The following is a 16,505-nucleotide window of genomic DNA, read 5'->3' as shown; positions in this document are numbered from 1 at the left end:
CTCAGGAAGCCCCGCTCCCCAGGCTGTCCAGCGGAACGTGCGGGTCCGCAAGGGCCTCCGTGTCCACCCGTGCCTGCGATCGGATCAGCTTCTGGATCGGCTCTGTGACGTCCCACACGTTCACGTTCATCCCGGCCAGCACCCGGCCCTGCTTCACCCAGAACGCGATGAACTCACGCTTTCCGGCGTCCCCTCGAATCACCACTTCGTCGTACGAGCCGGGGGGCGCCCACCCGCTGTACTCCATCCCCAGGTCGTACTGGTCGGAGAAGAAGTAGGGCACACGGTCGTAGGTGAGGTCGCGGCCGAGCATCGCGCGGGCCGCCGCGGGGCCGCCGTTGAGTGCGTTGGCCCAGTGCTCGACGCGCAGGTGGGTGTCGAAGAGGGCGTGCGGGAAGGACGCGACGTCGCCGGCCGCGAAGATGTCGGGGTCGGAGGTGCGCAGCCGCTCGTCGACCATCACCCCGCCGCCGTGCGACCGTTCGGCGATCTCCAGGCCCGCCGCCTCCGCGAGGCCGATGCGGGGGGCCGCGCCGATCGCCGCGAGGACGTCGTGCGCGGGGTGTTCCTCGCCGTCGTCGGTGCGGGCGGCCAGGACCATGCCGTCCTGGCCGACGATCTCGGTGAGCCTGGCGCCGAAGTGGAAGCGGACGCCGTGCTCGCGGTGCAGGTCGCCGAAGAGGCTGCCGAGCTCGGGACCGAGGACCGCGTGCAGCGGGGTCGCGAGCGGCTCGACGACGGTGACCTCGGCGCCGTACTCGCGGGCCGCCGCCGCGACCTCCAGACCGATCCAGCCGGCGCCCGCGATCACGATGTGGCCGTTGTCCCGGCCGAGCGCGGCGAGGACGTGCTTCAGCCGCTCGGCGTGGGCGAGGCGGCGCAGATGGTGGACGCCCGCGAGGTCGGTCCCGGGGATGTCCAGGCGGCGCGGCTCGGCGCCCGTCGCCAGCAGGAGCTTGTCGTAACGGACGAGCGTGCCGTCCTCACCGAAGCGGACCGTCTTCGCCGTACGGTCGATGGCGTCGACGGTCTCGCCGAGGTGCAGCTCGATGTCGTTCTGCGCGTACCAGGCGGGCTCGTGGACGAAGACGCTGTCGCGCTCCTCCTTGCCCAGCAGATAGCCCTTGGAGAGGGGAGGGCGCTCGTACGGGTGGTCGCGTTCGTCGCAGATCAGTATCACGCGGCCGCTGAAGCCCTCCGCTCGGAGCGTCTCGGCCGCCTTCGCGCCGGCGAGGCCGCCTCCGACGATGACGAATGTCTGATCCGCGTCGACCACTTGATGCCTCCTACGGGGGGTCTGGGGGGTGTCCCCACAGAAAACACTGCGGGTGCCGCCACATGCGAGCGTCCCGCACGGAGCGTGATGGGGGAAGAGGGAGTGGCCCGATCAGGCCACGGAGGGTCACCTTCGGGCTTGTTCCACGTCACCCTCGTCCCGTCGGTCTCACGGATGCCCCGTCAGACGCGCGTGAAGCGAACGGGCCGAGGCGTCGGTGAGCGAGGCGATCTGGTCGACGATCACGCGCTTGCGGGCGCGGTCGTCGCCTGCCTGGTCGAACAGCGCGCGGAACTGCGGGTCCAGGCCGAAGGGTGCACGCGCGGTGAGCGCCTGTGCCAGTTCGGCCACCACGATCCGCTGGTCGGCACGGAGCCGCTCCTGCTCGGCGCGCTGCATGACGTACCGGTCGGCGACCGCCTTGAGGACCGCGCACTCCAGACGGGTCTCGTGCGGTACGACGAGTTCGGCGCCGTATCGGGTGAGGCGGCCGGTGCCGTACGCCGCACGGGTGGCGGTCTCGGCGGCGGTGCAGAAGCGGCCGATGAGCTGGCTGGTGGCGTCCTTGAGGCGGGCCTGGGCGACGGCGGTGCCGTCGTAGCCGTGCGGCCACCACTCCTGGTCCTGGAGGCGGTCGAGGGCGGCGGCGAGTTCCGCGGGGTCGGTGTCCGCGGGGACGTAGCGACCGACGGCAACCGCGAAGACCGCCTGCCGCTCGGGCTCCGCGTGCAGGCTGCCCGGGTCGATGTGGCCGGCGTGCAGGCCGTCCTCGACGTCGTGCACCGAGTACGCCACGTCGTCGGACCAGTCCATGACCTGGGCCTCGAAGGTGGTGCGGGTGCCCGGGGCCTCCTTGCGGACCCAGTCGAAGACCGGGCGGTCGTCCTCGTAGACGCCGAACTTGGGGGAGGCCGGGGCGGTGGGGTGGGCGCCTCTCGGCCAGGGGTACTTGGTGGCGGCGTCGAGGGCGGCGCGGGTGAGGTTGAGGCCGACGGAGCCCTCCGGGGTGAACCGTTTGGGCTCGATGCGGGTGAGGAGGCGCAGGGACTGGGCGTTGCCCTCGAAGCCGCCGCAGTCCTCGGCGAACTCGTTCAGGGCCTGTTCGCCGTTGTGGCCGAAGGGTGGGTGGCCGAGGTCGTGGGAGAGGCAGGCGGCCTCCACCAGGTCGGGGTCGCAGCCGAGGGCTGCGCCGAGTTCGCGGCCTACCTGGGCGCACTCCAGGGAGTGGGTGAGGCGGGTGCGGGGGCTGGCGTCCCACACCTGGCTGCGGGTTCCCGGGGTGACCACCTGGGTCTTGCCGGCGAGCCTTCTGAGCGCCGAGGAGTGCAGGATGCGTGCCCGGTCTCGTTGGAAGGCGGTGCGGCCGGGGCGTTTGTCGGGCTCGGGAGCCCAGCGCTCAGTTGACTGCGAGTCGTACGGCATGAGTCGACAGTAAGCGCAGGCAGTGACAAATGGGGTGCGCCGGGTCGTCTGCCGGGTTCTGTCATACGGCGAGTGCGGGTTGTGTGGGGCTGGTCGCGCGGTTCCCCGCGCCCCTGACGGCGTGACCCTGCACCGGCGTTGCCAATGCCTGGTCGTAGCGGTGCAGTACCAGGCTTGCCATCGCCGGGTGCGTGCCCAGGGGGGCCGAGGCGATCCAGGGGGCCGCCTCCGCGGACTCCGTTGCGAAGCGGCCGGGGGCCGTGAAGTACGAGGCCACGGCTACTCGGTCGCGGCCTCGGGAGGCCAGGGCCTGGATTGCGTCCGGGACCGTCGGGGCGGCGGTGGTGGCGTAGGCGGGGACCACGGGGACGCCCAGGCGCTCGGCCAGGAGTTGGGCCGTGCGGTTGGTGTCGACCTTCGACTCCGGGTCGCGGGAGCCCGCGGCGGCGAGGACGACGGCGCTCCTGCGGCGGGTGGCCTCGTCCATGCCCGTGCGCCAGCCGGCCTCGACGAGGCGGGCGTGGAGGGCGTCCACGAGCAGCGGGTGCGGGCCGAGTGCGCCGGCCACGCGCGCGCGTACGTCCGACTCGGCCGCCATCTCGGGGATGTCGCGCTTGATGTGGTAGCCGCGGCTGAGGAGGAGGGGGACGAGGACCGCCTCCGCGGTGCCGAGGGCGGCGAGGGTGTCGGGCAGGAGGGGTTCGTTCAGTTCGATGTGACCCAGGTGGACCGGCAGGCCGGGGCGCTGCTCGCGGATGCGGTCCAGGAGCGCGCGGACGGTGCTCAGCGCACGCGGGTCGCGGCTGCCGTGCGCCACGACGACCAGCGCGGGCGGGCCCGGGCGTCGTCTGCCGTTGAGGGAGACGAGGCTGAGCTGGCTGGCGAGCTGGCTGCCGATCTGGTTCATGAGGTGCGCCGTACTGTCGAGGTGGGCCGCCGGGAGCGGCAGCACCGCACCGGGCTTGGTCGTGGACTCGTCGCGAGGAGGGTTCGACGCCGTCATGGACCGATGGTGGCGGCGGGAGGTTGCCGCCCCGTTGCATGAGAATGACGGGTGTTTTCCGGCGGTTCACGGTGGGGTGTGCGGGGTCTGTGAGGTGGCGTGACCTGCGGTTTCGTCGTACGGAGTGAAGCTCGTCACGTATCGTGCGACGAACCGGTCGGGCTGACAGGACGTCTCTGACTGTCGAAAAGGAGGGCCCGGAGACAGGGCCGAAGAGGGGGGACCGTCCGATGCGCCGACCCAAGCTGCCGCGCAGACCGCGCCTGCCACGCACGCGTGCCGGGTGGCGGAGGCTGGTGCAGGTGGTGATGGCCGGGTGCGTGGTGGCGCTGCTTCCGGTGACCTGGCTGTACGTCTCCACGGCCGACCGGCTGCGGACGACCGCCGACGCGCCCCGCACCGAGGTCGCCGTCGTCTTCGGCGCGGGCCTGTGGAACGGCGAGCCGTCCCCGTACCTCGCGAACCGCCTGAAGGCGGCGGCCGAGCTGTACCGCGAGGGCCGTATCGAGGTCGTCCTCGTCACCGGCGACAACAGCCGCAAGGACTACGACGAGCCGGACGCCATGCGGACCTATCTGAAGAAGCACGGGGTGCCGGACTCGCGGATCGTCAGCGACTACGCCGGCTTCGACACCTGGGACTCCTGCGTCCGCGCCAAGAAGATCTTCGGTGTGGACCGGGCGGTGCTGATCAGCCAGGGCTTCCACATCCGGCGCGCGGTCGCCCTGTGCCAGGCGGCGGGCGTCGAGTCGTACGGCGTCGGGGTCGACGCCAAGCACGACGTGACCTGGTACTACGGCGGCACGCGCGAGATCTTCGCGGCGGGCAAGGCGGCCCTGGACGCGGTGTTCCACCCGGACCACCGGTTCCTCGGGCCGAAGGAACCGGGGGTGACCAGGGCACTGGCTAGCGCCCGGTGAAACGGGGTGCGCGTTTCTCCAGGAACGCGGTCATGCCCTCCTTCTGGTCGTCGGTCGCGAACAGGGCGTGGAACACCCGGCGTTCGAAGCGGATGCCGTCCCTGAGGCCGGTCTCCAGCGCCCGGTCGACGCACTCTCGGGCGGCACGGACGGCGGTGCGGCCGTACGTGGCGATAGTGGCGGCGGCTTCGAGAGCCTCGGGGAGGACGCGGTCGTCCGGCACGACCCGGGAGACCAGCCCGCAGGACTCCGCCTCCCTCGCGTCCATCGTGCGGCCGGTGAGGACCAGGTCCATCGCCTTGGCCCGGCCGACCAGGCGGGTCAGGCGCTGGGTGCCGCCGATGCCGGGGATCACGCCCAGCTTGATCTCCGGCTGTCCGAAGACCGCCGACTCCCCCGCGATCACCAGGTCGCACATCATGGCCAGCTCGCAACCGCCGCCCAGGGCAGGCCCGTTGACGGCGGCGATCTTCGGGGTGCGCAGGTCGGCGAAGTCCTCCCAGGCGGCGAAGTAGTCCTCGGCCGCCATGTCGACGGCCGACTTCGGCGCCATCTCCTTGATGTCGGCGCCCGCCGCGAACACCTTCTCCGAACCGATGACGACGAAGCAGCCGACCTCGGGGTCCTCGTCCAACGGGCGGAGGAAATCGAGGAGTTCCTGCAGAAGCTCCGAGCTCAGGGCATTCAGCACGTGCGGGCGGTGCAGCCGGACGGTCACCACACCGCCGTGGCGTTCGGCTTTCAGGTTGTTCATCTTCCCCTCCGATGCGATGAGTTACGAGTCCCAGATCGCGCCGTACGCCGGAATCCCGCGCCGTTCCAGGCCGTGCACCACCTGCCAGGTCAGCTTCTTGTTGGAGATGCAGATCACCGCCTCGGCACCGAAGTCGCGGTAGGCGGCGTACGCGAGCCGCACCATGTCGGGCTTGCCGTCGCGGGAGGTGTTCCAGATCCGGGCGTGCGGCTGGACGGCGAGGATCTCGTCGACGAGGGCGTCGCCGTAGGTCGCACGCGGGTCGCGGGTCGCCCAGACCAGGCGGGAGGGGACCTCGGCGGCGAGCAGATGGGGCAGGCAGGGGCCGATGCCGCTGCCCGTGGCCACGTATACGACCTTCGTGAACAGGGTCTCGATGTTGGCGACCCCGGCCGTGGTGATGCCCTTGACCCACACGCGTTCCGGCAGGTCGTCGATGAAGGAGCCCGTCCAGTCGCCGGCCCGGGAGATGGTGAGCCGGAAGCCGGGCTCGCCCGGGGCCGGGACGTTGGCGAAGGAGTGCCATTCCCTGAGCGGGCTGCGGCTGATCGCGGTCGAGGAGCCCGCGAAGGGGGTCTCGCCGTGGTCGAAGCGGGCCAACACCACGTGCCGGGAGGGGCGTTCGAGGCGGACGGCGACCTTGCGCAGCCGCAGCCAGGGCAGCGCGACGCTGAACGTGACGACCGCGAGGACGGTCACGGAGACGGGGCCGGCTCCGGACAGCAGGGTGTGCGCCCAGAACAGGGCCAGGGCCGTCCAGCCGCCGAAGCGGTGGATCTTCTCGAAGTGGTCGTGGTGGCGGGAGCGGAAGGGCGGCAGGGCAGTGGCGACGATGACGGCCAGGAGAGCCACGAGGGACCAACCCACCGCCGCCGACGGCCCGTTGGGCTCCGTCGCCACCAGTGCCAGGAACCAGCCCGTCCCCGCCAGCGCCCCGCCCACGTGCAGCCCGCCGAAGTGGTACACCTTGCCGAGCGTCCAGCGGACCTTGAGTGGCCAGGTCGTCGGGGCCCGGGTCGCCAGCCGGAAGAGGAGGTTGATGACGTACTGCTGGCGGACGAGGACGGCGAGGGCGAGGTTGGCGAGGGACGCGTGCGCGAGGGACGCCGTGGACAGCGGCCGACTCGTCGCCGCGTAGGTCACGTTGACCATCAGGACCAGCCCGGCCAGCCGGTTGTGGTGCATCAGCCGCGGGTGCTTGAGGAACCGTCGGGCGGCCGAGGTGAGCGGCGGGAGTTCGGCGGTCTCCCGGTCCAGCGAGGTCGTCATCGGGCCACCGCCGTGCGCTCCTCGGCCAGCCGTAGCAGCGCCGGTTTGTCGATCTTGCCGCGGTCCGTCTCGGGGAGGAAGGCGAGCGGCAGGATCTCCGACGGGACGCAGTAGTACGGCAGTACGTCCGCCACCGCGCGGCGGGCCGCGTCCGCGTCGACGTCGGCCGGGCAGACGAAGGAGACGAGGCTGCGGGCGTCCCGCTTCAGGGTCACCGCGCGCACGCAACCGGCGACCGACTCCAACACCGAGGAGACGGAGTCGAGTTCGACGCGGAAGCCGCGGACCTTGACCTGGTCGTCGGTGCGGCCTAGGTGCTCGAGTTCGCCGTCGGGGGTCCAGCGGCCGAGGTCACGGGTGCGGAACATGCGGTGGCCGGGGCCGAGGAAGGGATCGGGGGCGTAACGCTCGGCGTTCAGGCGGTCGTTGGCGAGGTACCCGGCCGAGACACAGGCGCCGCCCGCCCACATCTCGCCGACCTCGCCGATGGGCAGCGCACGGCGGTCCGCGTCGAGGACGTACACCGTGTTGTTGGGGGTCGGGCGGCCGATGGTGAGGAGCGGGGCGGCCGGGTCGTGGCGGCGCATCGTGTTGACGATCGTCGTCTCTGTCGGGCCGCAGCAGTTGAAGAAGGCGGCCCGTGCCGCCCAGCGGTCGGCGAGCGGGCGCGGGCAGGGCTCCCCCGCGACGGCGACCGTGCGGACGTGCGGGCAGGCGGCGGGGTCGATGCCGGACAGGACGGTCGGGGTGGCGACGATCACGTCCGCCGTGCGGGCCGCGGCCGCGACGTCCTTGCCGCGGATGACGAGGGTGCCGCCGTAGGAGAGGCAGCCGAGGATCTCCCAGGCGGCCATGTCGAAGGCGATGTTGAGGAGTTGGGGCACACGGTCGCCGGGGCGGATACCGAGGGAGCCGGGTTCGGTGAGGAGGATGTTGGCGACGTTGCGGTGGGTGACCTTGACGCCGTTGGGCCGGCCGGTGGTGCCGGAGGTGAACAGGACGTAGCAGCCGTCGTCGGGGCGGACGTCCGGTCGGGGGCCGGGGGTGCGCGGGAGGGGCTCGGCGTCGAGGGCGATCAGGCGGTGCCCGGCGGGCAGCGGCACCCGGGAGGCGTGGTCCGCAAGGGTGAGCACGACGCGGGTGCGGGCGGTGCGGACCACATGGCCGAGCTGGGCCGGGGGCGCGAGGCCGATGTCCTGGGGGACGTAGGCGGCGCCCGCCTTCAGGATGCCGAGCAGGCCCACGAGCATCGGGATCGAGCGGCGTACGAAGAGGCCGACGTGGTCGCCGGGTCGTACGCCCTCGCGGACCAGACGGGCGGCGAGCGCGTCCGCGTACCGGTCGAGCTCGCCGTAGGTGATCGTCGCGCCCAGGTGCTCGGCGGCGACGGCGTGCGGGGCGGCCGCGGCCTGCCGTTCGACGGCCCGGTGGACGAGCGGGTCGGGGAGGCCGGCGGTGGGGCCGCGGCCGTATTGCCAGAAAAGGTGCTGGTCGCGGGGGGTTAAGTGGCGCAAGGGCATGATCGGGGGACCCTCCTGGCTGTTTCGAGACGGTTTGCTGCCGGTCCGGGATGAGCGGCGGGCATGCCCGGTATGTCGAACGCCGTGCGGGGTTTTGCGATGCGAGCGCCGTGCGGATCCGTTGCGCGAAGCCAGACTGTAGTCCCGGTCTTTCAACTCTCAACGATGCGTGATCGGCCAATTACGGTGCGGAATGAGCCACATGTGGCGTCTTTCACAACAGAGGCAACTTCCGTGACGCCCGGCGGCGACTGGAGGTGGGCCTTCGCGTGTGTCTCACCTCGGCCGGGGTGCGGCGAGGAGGTCGCCGTCTTGCCCGTGTAACAGGGGACCGACCCGCACGTAACACGCCCGAAGCACGCTGAACGGCATGCAGAACACCGCGACGCCCACCCACTGCCCGTACTGCGCCCTGCAGTGCGGGATGAACCTGACGCCCGCACCGGACGGCACGGTCGAGGTGAGCGAGCGCGCGGACTTCCCGGTGAACCGGGGCGCACTGTGCGGCAAGGGCCGTACGGCGCCCGCCGTGCTCTCGTCCCGGGTGCGCCTGACCTCCCCGTTGGTGCGCTCCGAGGGCACGCTGGTGCCCGCCACCTGGGACGAGGCACTGGACCGGATCGCCGGGGCACTGCTCCGCACCCGCGGCGAACACGGGCCGGACGCGGTCGGTGTCTTCGGCGGGGGCGGCCTGACGAACGAGAAGGCGTACACGCTCGGCAAGTTCGCGCGGGTGGTGCTCGGCACCTCGCAGATCGACTACAACGGGCGGTTCTGCATGTCGTCGGCCGCGGCGGCCGGCACCAAGGCGTTCGGCCTGGACCGGGGGCTGCCCTTCCCGCTGGAGGACATCCCGAAGACGGGCTGCGTGATCCTCGTCGGATCGAACCTCGCGGAGACCATGCCGCCGTCGCTGAGGTTCTTCAACGAGCTGCGCGAGAACGGCGGCACCCTGATCGTCATCGATCCGCGCCGCACGAAGACCGCCGAGCAGGCCGATCTGCACCTGGCGCCCCGGCCGGGCACCGACCTGGCGCTCGCGCTAGGTCTGCTGCACCTGGTGGTGGCCGAGGGGCGGGTCGACGAGGCGTACGTCCAGGAGCGCACGACCGGCTGGGAGGACGCACGCGCGGCCGCGATGGCGCACTGGCCGGAGTACGTGGAACGGATCACGGGGGTGTCCGTTCCCCAACTGCGGGAAGCCGTACGGCTGTTCTGCGAGCCCGAGAACGCGATGGTGCTGACGGCCCGCGGGCCCGAGCAGCAGTCCAAGGGCACGGACACGGTCGGCGCATGGATCAACCTGTGCCTGGCGACCGGGCGGGCGGGCCGCCCGCTGTCCGGGTACGGCTGTCTGACCGGGCAGGGCAACGGACAGGGCGGGCGCGAACACGGCCAGAAGGCCGACCAGTTGCCCGGCTACCGCAAGCTGGACGACCCGGCGGCGCGGCGGCATGTGGCCGAGGTGTGGGGCGTGGACCCGGACAGCCTTCCGGGGCCGGGCAGGAGTGCCTACGAACTCCTCGACGCCCTCGGTGGGGACATCAAGTCCCTGCTGCTGATGGGCTCCAACCCGGTGGTGTCCGCGCCGCATGCCGCGCACATCGAGGAGCGCATCAAGTCCCTTGATTTCCTTGCCGTCTGTGATGTCGTGCTGTCGGAGACGGCTGCCCTCGCGGATGTCGTGCTGCCGGTGACGCAGTGGGCGGAGGAGACCGGCACGACCACCAACCTCGAGGGCCGGGTGCTTTTGCGGCGACGCGCGATCACGCCCCCCGAGGGCGTCCGCAGCGACCTGGACGTCATGCACGAACTGGCCGACCGGCTCGGCGTGGAGAAGGGCTTCCCGACCGACCCCGAGGAGGTCTTCGAGGAGCTGCGCCGGGCGAGCGCGGGCGGACTCGCGGACTACTCCGGGATCACCTACCGCAGGCTGGCGGAGGAGAACGGCGTGTTCTGGCCGTGCCCGGCGGAGACCGACGGTACGGAGGACGGGGAGGACGCCTCGCTGGACGCACTCGGCGAGGACTCCGCGGTGAACGACGACCCGGCAGCCGAGGACGGCCGCCCGGACGCCGCCCACCCCGGCACGCCCCGCCTCTTCCTCGACCGTTTCGCCACCCCGGACGGCCGGGCCCGCTTCGCGCCCGTCTCGCACCGGCCGTCCGCGGAGGAGCCGGACGAGGAGTACCCGGTGCTGCTCACCACCGGCCGGGTCGTCTCCCAGTACCAGTCCGGCGCCCAGACCCGCCGCGTCGACGAGCTGAACGCCGCCGCGCCCGGCCCGTTCGTGGAACTGCACCCGCGGCTGGCGGCACGCCTGGGAGCCGCGGAGGGCGACCCCGTGGCCGTGGTCTCCCGGCGCGGGCGGGCGGTGGCACCGGCCCGCATCACGACCGCGATCCGCCCGGACACCGTCTTCATGCCCTTCCACTGGCCCGGCGAGGGCCGCGCCAACACCCTCACCAACCCGGCCCTCGACCCGACCTCACGGATGCCGGAGTTCAAGGCGTGCGCGGTGCGCCTGGAGACCGTCAAGGCATAGGTGATCAGCGGGCGTTCGGGAGCAGGGTGCCGTGTGCGTACGACTCGGCCCACTGCCACGGCTCACCTGAGCCGCCAGTCCCCGCTCTCGATCAGCTTTCCGCGGGCGCGCAGGTGGGCCGCGACGGTGGGTGCGGCGACGTACACCCAGGCACGCACGGTCGTAGCGCCCTCGCCGTCACGCACCACCTCGCGCTCGACGCGCTCGTAGATGCTGCGCGGGTCCCCGGGGGCGTACTCCTCCAGCCGGTCGAGGGCGACGAGCAGCTCCTCGTACTCGTCCGGCAGCGCGGTCACGAGCTCGCCGTAGACCACTCCGCCCCGCTCCTCCACGGCGTACGGATAGCCGGGCCCGTCGTACAGGACCGCGCCACTGAACCGCCCCGGCTCCTCCGCCTGCGTACGCCCGCGCAGGAAGAGGTCGTGGTTGACCTCGCCGGGGAGGAGGGTGCCGTAGACGAAGAACGGTAGCTGGAGTCTCACAAAAACGATTCTCTCTCCTCACATACCTCCTCGTACGCGCTATGGACCTCGGCCTGTCATGGCCCCTTAAATCGTGGTCAACATTCAGCGCCGCCCCCCTCCCCCCACGTGCGCCGCCCGTTGGCGCCTTTTTGAGGAGATCGATGAGTCGGATACGGATCGACGTCCGAGGTTCCCGTCGTCTCGCCACCGCCGGCGTCGCCGCCACGGCCGCCACCCTGCTGGCCACCGCCCTCTCCCCCGCCGCCGTCGCCGACAACAGGCCGACCAGGGTCGGGGCGATCGAGAACGCGGCGTCCGCGCTCCTGGAGCACGCCGCGAGCCTCGGGCTGACCTCCGCCGAGGGCACCAGCGTGCGGAACGTGATCGTCGACAAGGACGGCACGCAGCACGTCCGCTACGACCGCACCTACCACCAACTCCCGGTCCTGGGCGGCGACTTCGTGGTCCATCTGGCGCCGGACGGGGCGTACCGCAGCGCGGACAAGGCGACCCGGACGAAGATATCCCTCGCCTCGATCACGCCCCTGATATCGGCGCCGAAGGCCGCCGACCTCGCGGCGAACGCGCTGCGGGCGGTGAACCTCGGCGAGACACTGAAGAAGCTGACGGCCAGGCCGCAGTTGATCGTCGACGCCCTGCACGGAGCGCCGAAGCTGGCATGGCGGACGAGCGTCGCGGCCAAGGACTCCCTCGGCAACCCGGTCTCCCGCACCGTCATCACGGACGCCCGCACCGGCAGCCAGATCGACGCCTGGGACGACATCGAGACGGCGACGGGCGACGGCAAGTCGCTGTACAGCGGGACGGTTCCGCTGGAGACGACGCTGTCGGGGTCGACGTACCAGCTGAAGGACCCGACGCGCGGGAACACGTACACGGGCGATGCGGCGAACCAGACGGACCTGTGCTTCCTGACCAGCATCTGCGTCAGCCGCGCCCCGTCGACGGTGTTCACCGACGCGGACAACCACTGGGGGACGGGCACGACGGCGGATCGCGCGTCCGCAGCCGTGGACGCCCAGTACGGCACGAACATGACCTGGGACTTCTACAAGAACGTCCTCGGCCGCAACGGCATCGGGGACGACGGCAAGGGCTCGTTCAACCGCGTCCACTACGGCAACAAGTACAACAACGCCTTCTGGGACGACAGTTGCTTCTGCATGACGTACGGCGACGGTGACGGGACGAACCTCGGCCCACTGGTGGCGCTGGACGTGGCCGGCCACGAGATGACGCACGGCGTCACCTCGAAGACGGCCGCTCTGACGTACTCGGGCGAGTCCGGCGGCCTGAACGAGGCCACGTCCGACATCCTCGGCACGATGGTGGAGTTCTACGCCGACAACCCCTCCGACCCCGGCGACTACCTGATCGGCGAGAAGGTCGTGCGCTCCGGCTTCGGGCAGGAGGCGCTGCGGTACATGGACAAGCCGTCGAAGGACGGCAACTCGGCCGACTACTGGAGCAGTTCGGTCGGCAACCTCGACGTCCACTACTCCTCGGGGGTCGCGAACCACTTCGCGTACCTGCTGGCCGAGGGCAGTGGAGCGAAGACCATCAACGGTGTCAGCTACAACTCGCCGACGTACAACGGCTCCACGGTCACCGGGATCGGCCGGGACAAGCTGGCCAAGATCTGGTACCGCGCACTGACGGTCTACATGACCTCGTCGACGAACTACGCGGGCGCGCGTACGGCGACGCTGAACGCGGCGAAGGATCTGTACGGGGCGGGGAGTACTGAGTACAACGCGGTGGGGGCGGCGTGGAGTGCGGTCAATGTGAACTGACCTGACTGCTCTGTCTGCGGGAGGGCCGCCTCGGTAATCGGAGACCGAGGCGGCCGCGCGCTCCTGAGGAGCCGGCCTGTCGGCGCTAAAGGGAATTCAGGTCCAGATTCTTCGCGTGCAGGCGCTCGGGGAGGTTTTCCTGGGCTTGCACCTGATAGACCTGCAGCCTGCCCGACAAGTCCGGGTACTCGAGCAGCAGTTCAAAGGCGCAGGCCGCCGCCATCTTGGACCTGCCTGCCGCGATCTCCTCGAAGAGAATCTCCGTGCACCCTCGCACAACCCACTTGCACTGCTCGGCGACGTCCTCCTGTTCCCCGCATACGAGCTGATCGAGGACAGCGAGAATGTGCGGCCTCCATTCCAACGGAACGTCACGGTCGGCGAGGGAAGCGACAAGCATCGCCGCCGTGGCGAGGGCGGGCTCCATGAGGTTCGACTGAATATAAACGTGATTGTCCGCCCAGCCCTCGCCGATCCGAGCCGGAAGGGGGCCGCCCAGAGCGGAGACGAAGTCCTCCGGGACATGCGTCGCGGCCCTGGTGCAGCCGCACTCCGTCGCCTTCCAGTCATGGCGCGAAATCTCAGTTTCCAGCATGCGCATGGGCACGCCCTCACCTACCCCAGGGCCCATCGGGATCCGCTTCGATCCCGTCGATCCCGTCGACGAAACGTGACTCAGGATAGTCCGCCTGGTACTTCACACAGACAGGCTTGGAGTCCGCCCACATTGCGCACGTTGCCCTCGGCGCAATAACTGGGAGCCCCTTCCCTGACGGTTCCGGAGGAACCAACCGCTATTTCGCCGGTGCGTGTGTCAACCGCGGCATTGTAGGTCCGGCCCTTGGTCCTCTTGATGATCGTCGGAATGCTGTTGCGCGCTGCGTCGGATGCGGCCGAGATGTGTGCGGAGGCCTTGACCTTGGGCGGGAACAGCCGGAGGCCCTTGAGTGCACCCCAGGCCGGCTTGCCCATGCCGACGGCGGCGTCCGTCACGGTGGCGACCGCGAGAGCGCGGCCGCCCTGCAGCCCCAGTTGGGCGGCGAGGCCGGTGCCCGCCGGGGCTAGGAAGCCGCCGACCGCGCCCCAATCGAAGTCGTCCTGGTGGGAGAAGCTGTAGACGCCGCCGCTGACGACGGCTCCGCCGATGCACATCGGGCACTGGCCCGAGGGGGCGGAGAGGTTGCCGGGGTCGTTGTAGGCGGACTGATCGGGGTTGTCCGCGGCTGCGGCGGCCGGGTGCGGTGGCGAAGGTCCCGCCACCGCTCGTATGCCCAACCGCGGGGTCACCCGTTCACACGTGCGCTCTGCGCCCTTCGGGTGCTCTTCCCCGAGACCCCCGCACTACGCCGTTGACCTGCTGAAAGTCCGCCCAGCCGCCCCCGTCGTCCACCGATCTGACACCCATTCACCCCATTTCTGACACTCCCTCAGGAAGCGCGCTCGCGCCGCTGCCACTTACCTCGGAAGGGCAGGGGACACCAGCAAGAGCTCGAGGGAGCACCGATGCGACGTACCGCCCGACTGCTGACCGGTACCGTGCTCGCGGTCGCGGCCGCCGGCTTCGTCGGCGCGCCCGCGTACGCCGACGACGACGGCAGCCTGGATGTGTACCCGTCCTCCGTCGTGCCGGGTGATCAGGTCACCGTGAACACCGCGGCGTGCGGCGACGAGGGTACGGCGGCGGGTGACGCCGGCGCGGTGGGGGCCGGTGCCTTCACGCTGGCGCCGAGTGCGCACGAGGGCGAGGCGATCGGGCAGTTCCGGGTGCCGCCGAGTGCGCAGCCGGGGACGTACGAGATCGTCGCGAAGTGCGCCGACGGCGACCGGGAGGTCTCGGGCGACCTGGAGGTGACGCTCACCGCGGTGCGCGGGCAGGTGCAGCCCCGAGGAAGTGTGAAGACGGGGGTCGGCGGCGCGTTGGGCCCCGATCCCGTGCAGACCGCGGCCGGTGTGGCGGCTCTCGCCGTCGCCGCCGCGGGCGGTACCTGGCTCCTGCATCGCCGGGCGAGAGGCGACGGGATCTGACGGACACCCTCCGCTGTCCGTCCGCCGGTACCGCATGTCCCTCCCCCTCCGGGTCCCGACGCCCCTCGCGGCCCGGAGGGGGAACGGGTCGACCTCGTCCGTACGGTCCAGGAGGCTCTCGTGCGCAGGTTCAGCAATGTCGCGATAGGCGCCGTCACCGCCGTCGCCCTGTGTACGGGTGCGTGGCTGCTGGGCAGTCGCGCCGAGACGAACGCCCCGCCGCAGCCCTCCGCCGCACAGGGCCGCACCGCGCAGGACGGCACGCTGTCGGGCGCGCCCGCTCTGCCGCCGTCCCCGCCGGACCGCATCCGCATCCCCTCGATCCGCGTGAACGCCCCCCTCATGGGTCTCGCCCTCACCCCGGCCGGCAGCCTCGACGTACCGCCCGCCACGCAGAAGAACCTCGCGGGCTGGTACGAGGCCGGCACCACCCCCGGCGAGAAGGGCACCGCGATCGTCGCGGGCCACGTCGACAACGCCGTGGGCCCCGCCGTCTTCTACGACCTCGGCGCCCTGCGCAGGGGCAGCCGCATCGAGGTCGACCGACGGGACGGCAGCGTGGCCCTGTTCACGGTGGACGCGGTCTCGGTGTACGACGCCGAGCACTTCCCCGACGAGAAGGTGTACGGCGCCGCGGACCGGCCCGAGCTGCGGGTGATCACCTGCGGCGGGGGGTATTCGCGGTCGACGGGTTACCGGGGCAACGTGGTCGTCTTCGCACATCTCACGGGGAGTCGGTGACAACCGCCTTCGCGATGGTCCGCGCGCACTCCAGGGACTCGGTGTGGGTGGTGTCCACCTCAAGGTCGTAGACCACGCCCTTGTGGACCGACTCCGCCTGCTGCTCGGCCATCCCCCGTGCCCGGTCGCCGCGGCCGATCTCCCGGCCCGCGGCCACCGCGGGCTCGCAGCGCACGCCGACCCACAGCACGTCGAGGCCGTCGAGGACCCTGCGCCAGCCCTGCTGGGAATGTGCGCCGCCGAGGAAGACGTCGTCGATGACGATCCGGGCACCCGCCCGCGCCGTCGCCGCGACCCCCTCCCGCCAGGCGTCCTGCAGCTTCCGGAACTCCGGGCCCACGGTCACCCCGCCGTCCGGTGAGATCAGCGCGGCCTGCATCGACGCGGGCATCGACTCGACCAGCCCGTCGATCGCAAAGGCCAGCCAAGGGTCCGGCAGCACCGCCTGCAGACACCGCACGATGCCGGACTTGCCGGAGCTGGAGCCGCCGTTGAGCACGATCACCTGGGTCGCCATCCGGTCACCGTAGCGTCAGGCATCCGTGCCGCACTTCCACGGGTCAGCGATATGTCGGGTACCTTCGCGACCCCAGGGATGGGATACGTGCACCGCCCACTCACCTGAGGGGTTTCTGAGCCGTGGCCTGCCCCCGGGCAGGGTCCGCGAGCTCTCCTCACAGTGCACCCCCGGCGCCCACGCCGAACCCTCACACCCGCTCACCGCCCCCGCTGAGGGCAGCGTTCCTCGCGAG

General features: G+C 71.2%; 15 protein-coding genes. 5 read left to right on the top strand and 10 right to left on the bottom strand.

Annotated elements, in window-relative coordinates; all coding sequences use genetic code 11:
- Window position 1: 1 nt before the first annotated feature.
- The 3 genes from ACFY1L_RS12485 to ACFY1L_RS12475 all read right to left on the bottom strand — a co-directional run bounded on the left by ACFY1L_RS12485 (window position 2) and on the right by ACFY1L_RS12475 (window position 3,605).
- Window positions 2–1,276, bottom strand: a complete 1,275-nt coding sequence (locus tag ACFY1L_RS12485) for an NAD(P)/FAD-dependent oxidoreductase (protein WP_388822233.1) — start codon at window positions 1,274–1,276, stop codon at window positions 2–4.
- Window positions 1,277–1,444: 168 nt separating this feature from the next.
- Entirely contained in the window at window positions 1,445–2,698 is a 1,254-nt protein-coding gene (locus tag ACFY1L_RS12480; protein ID WP_388822230.1) for a deoxyguanosinetriphosphate triphosphohydrolase, read from the bottom strand.
- 61 nt (window positions 2,699–2,759) lie between these two features.
- Window positions 2,760–3,605 (bottom strand): sirohydrochlorin chelatase, encoded by an 846-nt coding sequence (locus ACFY1L_RS12475; protein ID WP_388822912.1) that lies wholly within the window; start codon window positions 3,603–3,605, stop codon window positions 2,760–2,762.
- Between the two features lie 326 nt (window positions 3,606–3,931).
- Here ACFY1L_RS12475 and ACFY1L_RS12470 point away from each other — a divergent pair, with 326 nt between their 5' ends.
- A complete protein-coding gene (locus ACFY1L_RS12470; RefSeq protein ID WP_388822227.1) occupies window positions 3,932–4,621 on the top strand; it encodes a vancomycin high temperature exclusion protein in 690 nt (229 codons plus the stop codon).
- Here the strand turns inward: ACFY1L_RS12470 and ACFY1L_RS12465 are convergent.
- Genes ACFY1L_RS12465 through ACFY1L_RS12455 form a run of 3 tightly spaced genes read right to left on the bottom strand, consistent with a single transcriptional unit; the run spans window position 4,608 to window position 8,164 of the window.
- Window positions 4,608–5,375, bottom strand: coding sequence for an enoyl-CoA hydratase-related protein (locus tag ACFY1L_RS12465; protein ID WP_388822224.1), 768 nt, complete (start codon window positions 5,373–5,375; stop codon window positions 4,608–4,610). The two genes, ACFY1L_RS12470 and ACFY1L_RS12465, sit on opposite strands and share 14 nt — an antisense overlap.
- A gap of 21 nt (window positions 5,376–5,396) precedes the next feature.
- Window positions 5,397–6,644, bottom strand: a complete 1,248-nt coding sequence (locus tag ACFY1L_RS12460; RefSeq protein ID WP_388822222.1) for a hypothetical protein — start codon at window positions 6,642–6,644, stop codon at window positions 5,397–5,399.
- Window positions 6,641–8,164, bottom strand: coding sequence for an amino acid adenylation domain-containing protein (locus ACFY1L_RS12455; RefSeq protein WP_388822220.1), 1,524 nt, complete (start codon window positions 8,162–8,164; stop codon window positions 6,641–6,643). The genes ACFY1L_RS12460 and ACFY1L_RS12455 overlap by 4 nt, the downstream gene beginning before the upstream one ends.
- Before the next feature lie 370 nt (window positions 8,165–8,534).
- On the opposite strand from ACFY1L_RS12455, the gene ACFY1L_RS12450 reads away from it, so the two are divergent.
- Window positions 8,535–10,709: a molybdopterin oxidoreductase family protein gene (locus ACFY1L_RS12450; protein WP_388822217.1), complete on the top strand. Its 2,175-nt coding sequence runs from the start codon at window positions 8,535–8,537 to the stop codon at window positions 10,707–10,709.
- Window positions 10,710–10,771: 62 nt separating this feature from the next.
- Here ACFY1L_RS12450 and ACFY1L_RS12445 read toward each other — a convergent pair whose 3' ends face one another.
- Window positions 10,772–11,191, bottom strand: a complete 420-nt coding sequence (locus ACFY1L_RS12445) for a gamma-glutamylcyclotransferase family protein (protein WP_388822214.1) — start codon at window positions 11,189–11,191, stop codon at window positions 10,772–10,774.
- 143 nt (window positions 11,192–11,334) lie between these two features.
- Between ACFY1L_RS12445 and ACFY1L_RS12440 the strand changes: the two genes are divergently transcribed.
- Window positions 11,335–12,987 (top strand): M4 family metallopeptidase, encoded by a 1,653-nt coding sequence (locus ACFY1L_RS12440; protein ID WP_388822211.1) that lies wholly within the window; start codon window positions 11,335–11,337, stop codon window positions 12,985–12,987.
- Between the two features lie 85 nt (window positions 12,988–13,072).
- Here the strand turns inward: ACFY1L_RS12440 and ACFY1L_RS12435 are convergent, their stop codons facing one another.
- On the bottom strand, window positions 13,073–13,588 hold the full coding sequence (locus ACFY1L_RS12435; RefSeq protein ID WP_388822210.1) for a hypothetical protein: 516 nt from the start codon (window positions 13,586–13,588) through the stop codon (window positions 13,073–13,075).
- A gap of 74 nt (window positions 13,589–13,662) precedes the next feature.
- The gene (locus tag ACFY1L_RS12430) at window positions 13,663–14,247 is read right to left on the bottom strand and encodes a hypothetical protein (protein WP_388822207.1); all 585 of its coding nucleotides are present in this window, start codon (window positions 14,245–14,247) and stop codon (window positions 13,663–13,665) included.
- A 243-nt stretch (window positions 14,248–14,490) separates the two neighbouring features.
- Here ACFY1L_RS12430 and ACFY1L_RS12425 point away from each other — a divergent pair, with 243 nt between their 5' ends.
- On the top strand, window positions 14,491–15,012 hold the full coding sequence (locus tag ACFY1L_RS12425; RefSeq protein ID WP_388822204.1) for a hypothetical protein: 522 nt from the start codon (window positions 14,491–14,493) through the stop codon (window positions 15,010–15,012).
- Between the two features lie 120 nt (window positions 15,013–15,132).
- The gene (locus ACFY1L_RS12420; RefSeq protein ID WP_388822201.1) at window positions 15,133–15,753 is read left to right on the top strand and encodes a class F sortase; all 621 of its coding nucleotides are present in this window, start codon (window positions 15,133–15,135) and stop codon (window positions 15,751–15,753) included.
- Here the strand turns inward: ACFY1L_RS12420 and cpt are convergent.
- The gene (cpt, locus tag ACFY1L_RS12415) at window positions 15,737–16,270 is read right to left on the bottom strand and encodes a chloramphenicol phosphotransferase CPT (RefSeq protein WP_388822198.1); all 534 of its coding nucleotides are present in this window, start codon (window positions 16,268–16,270) and stop codon (window positions 15,737–15,739) included. The two genes, ACFY1L_RS12420 and cpt, sit on opposite strands and share 17 nt — an antisense overlap.
- Window positions 16,271–16,505 lie beyond the last annotated feature (235 nt).

Origin of the sequence: Streptomyces sp. NPDC001663 (genome assembly GCF_042893105.1) — a bacterium.
Taxonomy (GTDB): domain Bacteria; phylum Actinomycetota; class Actinomycetes; order Streptomycetales; family Streptomycetaceae; genus Streptomyces.
This window is presented reverse-complemented; position numbering and strand designations above follow the sequence as displayed.

What these genes read in the sequence shown, in the direction of transcription:
- ACFY1L_RS12480 (WP_388822230.1), bottom strand. Translation starts at nt 2,698, where the DNA reads ATGCCGTACGACTCGCAGTCAACTGAGCGCTGGGCTCCCGAGCCCGAC.
- ACFY1L_RS12475 (WP_388822912.1), bottom strand. Translation starts at nt 3,605, where the DNA reads ATGAACCAGATCGGCAGCCAGCTCGCCAGCCAGCTCAGCCTCGTCTCC.
- ACFY1L_RS12470 (WP_388822227.1), top strand. Translation starts at nt 3,932, where the DNA reads ATGCGCCGACCCAAGCTGCCGCGCAGACCGCGCCTGCCACGCACGCGT.
- ACFY1L_RS12465 (WP_388822224.1), bottom strand. Translation starts at nt 5,375, where the DNA reads ATGAACAACCTGAAAGCCGAACGCCACGGCGGTGTGGTGACCGTCCGG.
- ACFY1L_RS12460 (WP_388822222.1), bottom strand. Translation starts at nt 6,644, where the DNA reads ATGACGACCTCGCTGGACCGGGAGACCGCCGAACTCCCGCCGCTCACC.
- ACFY1L_RS12455 (WP_388822220.1), bottom strand. Translation starts at nt 8,164, where the DNA reads ATGCCCTTGCGCCACTTAACCCCCCGCGACCAGCACCTTTTCTGGCAA.
- ACFY1L_RS12450 (WP_388822217.1), top strand. Translation starts at nt 8,535, where the DNA reads ATGCAGAACACCGCGACGCCCACCCACTGCCCGTACTGCGCCCTGCAG.
- ACFY1L_RS12440 (WP_388822211.1), top strand. Translation starts at nt 11,335, where the DNA reads ATGAGTCGGATACGGATCGACGTCCGAGGTTCCCGTCGTCTCGCCACC.
- ACFY1L_RS12435 (WP_388822210.1), bottom strand. Translation starts at nt 13,588, where the DNA reads ATGCGCATGCTGGAAACTGAGATTTCGCGCCATGACTGGAAGGCGACG.
- ACFY1L_RS12425 (WP_388822204.1), top strand. Translation starts at nt 14,491, where the DNA reads ATGCGACGTACCGCCCGACTGCTGACCGGTACCGTGCTCGCGGTCGCG.
- cpt (WP_388822198.1), bottom strand. Translation starts at nt 16,270, where the DNA reads ATGGCGACCCAGGTGATCGTGCTCAACGGCGGCTCCAGCTCCGGCAAG.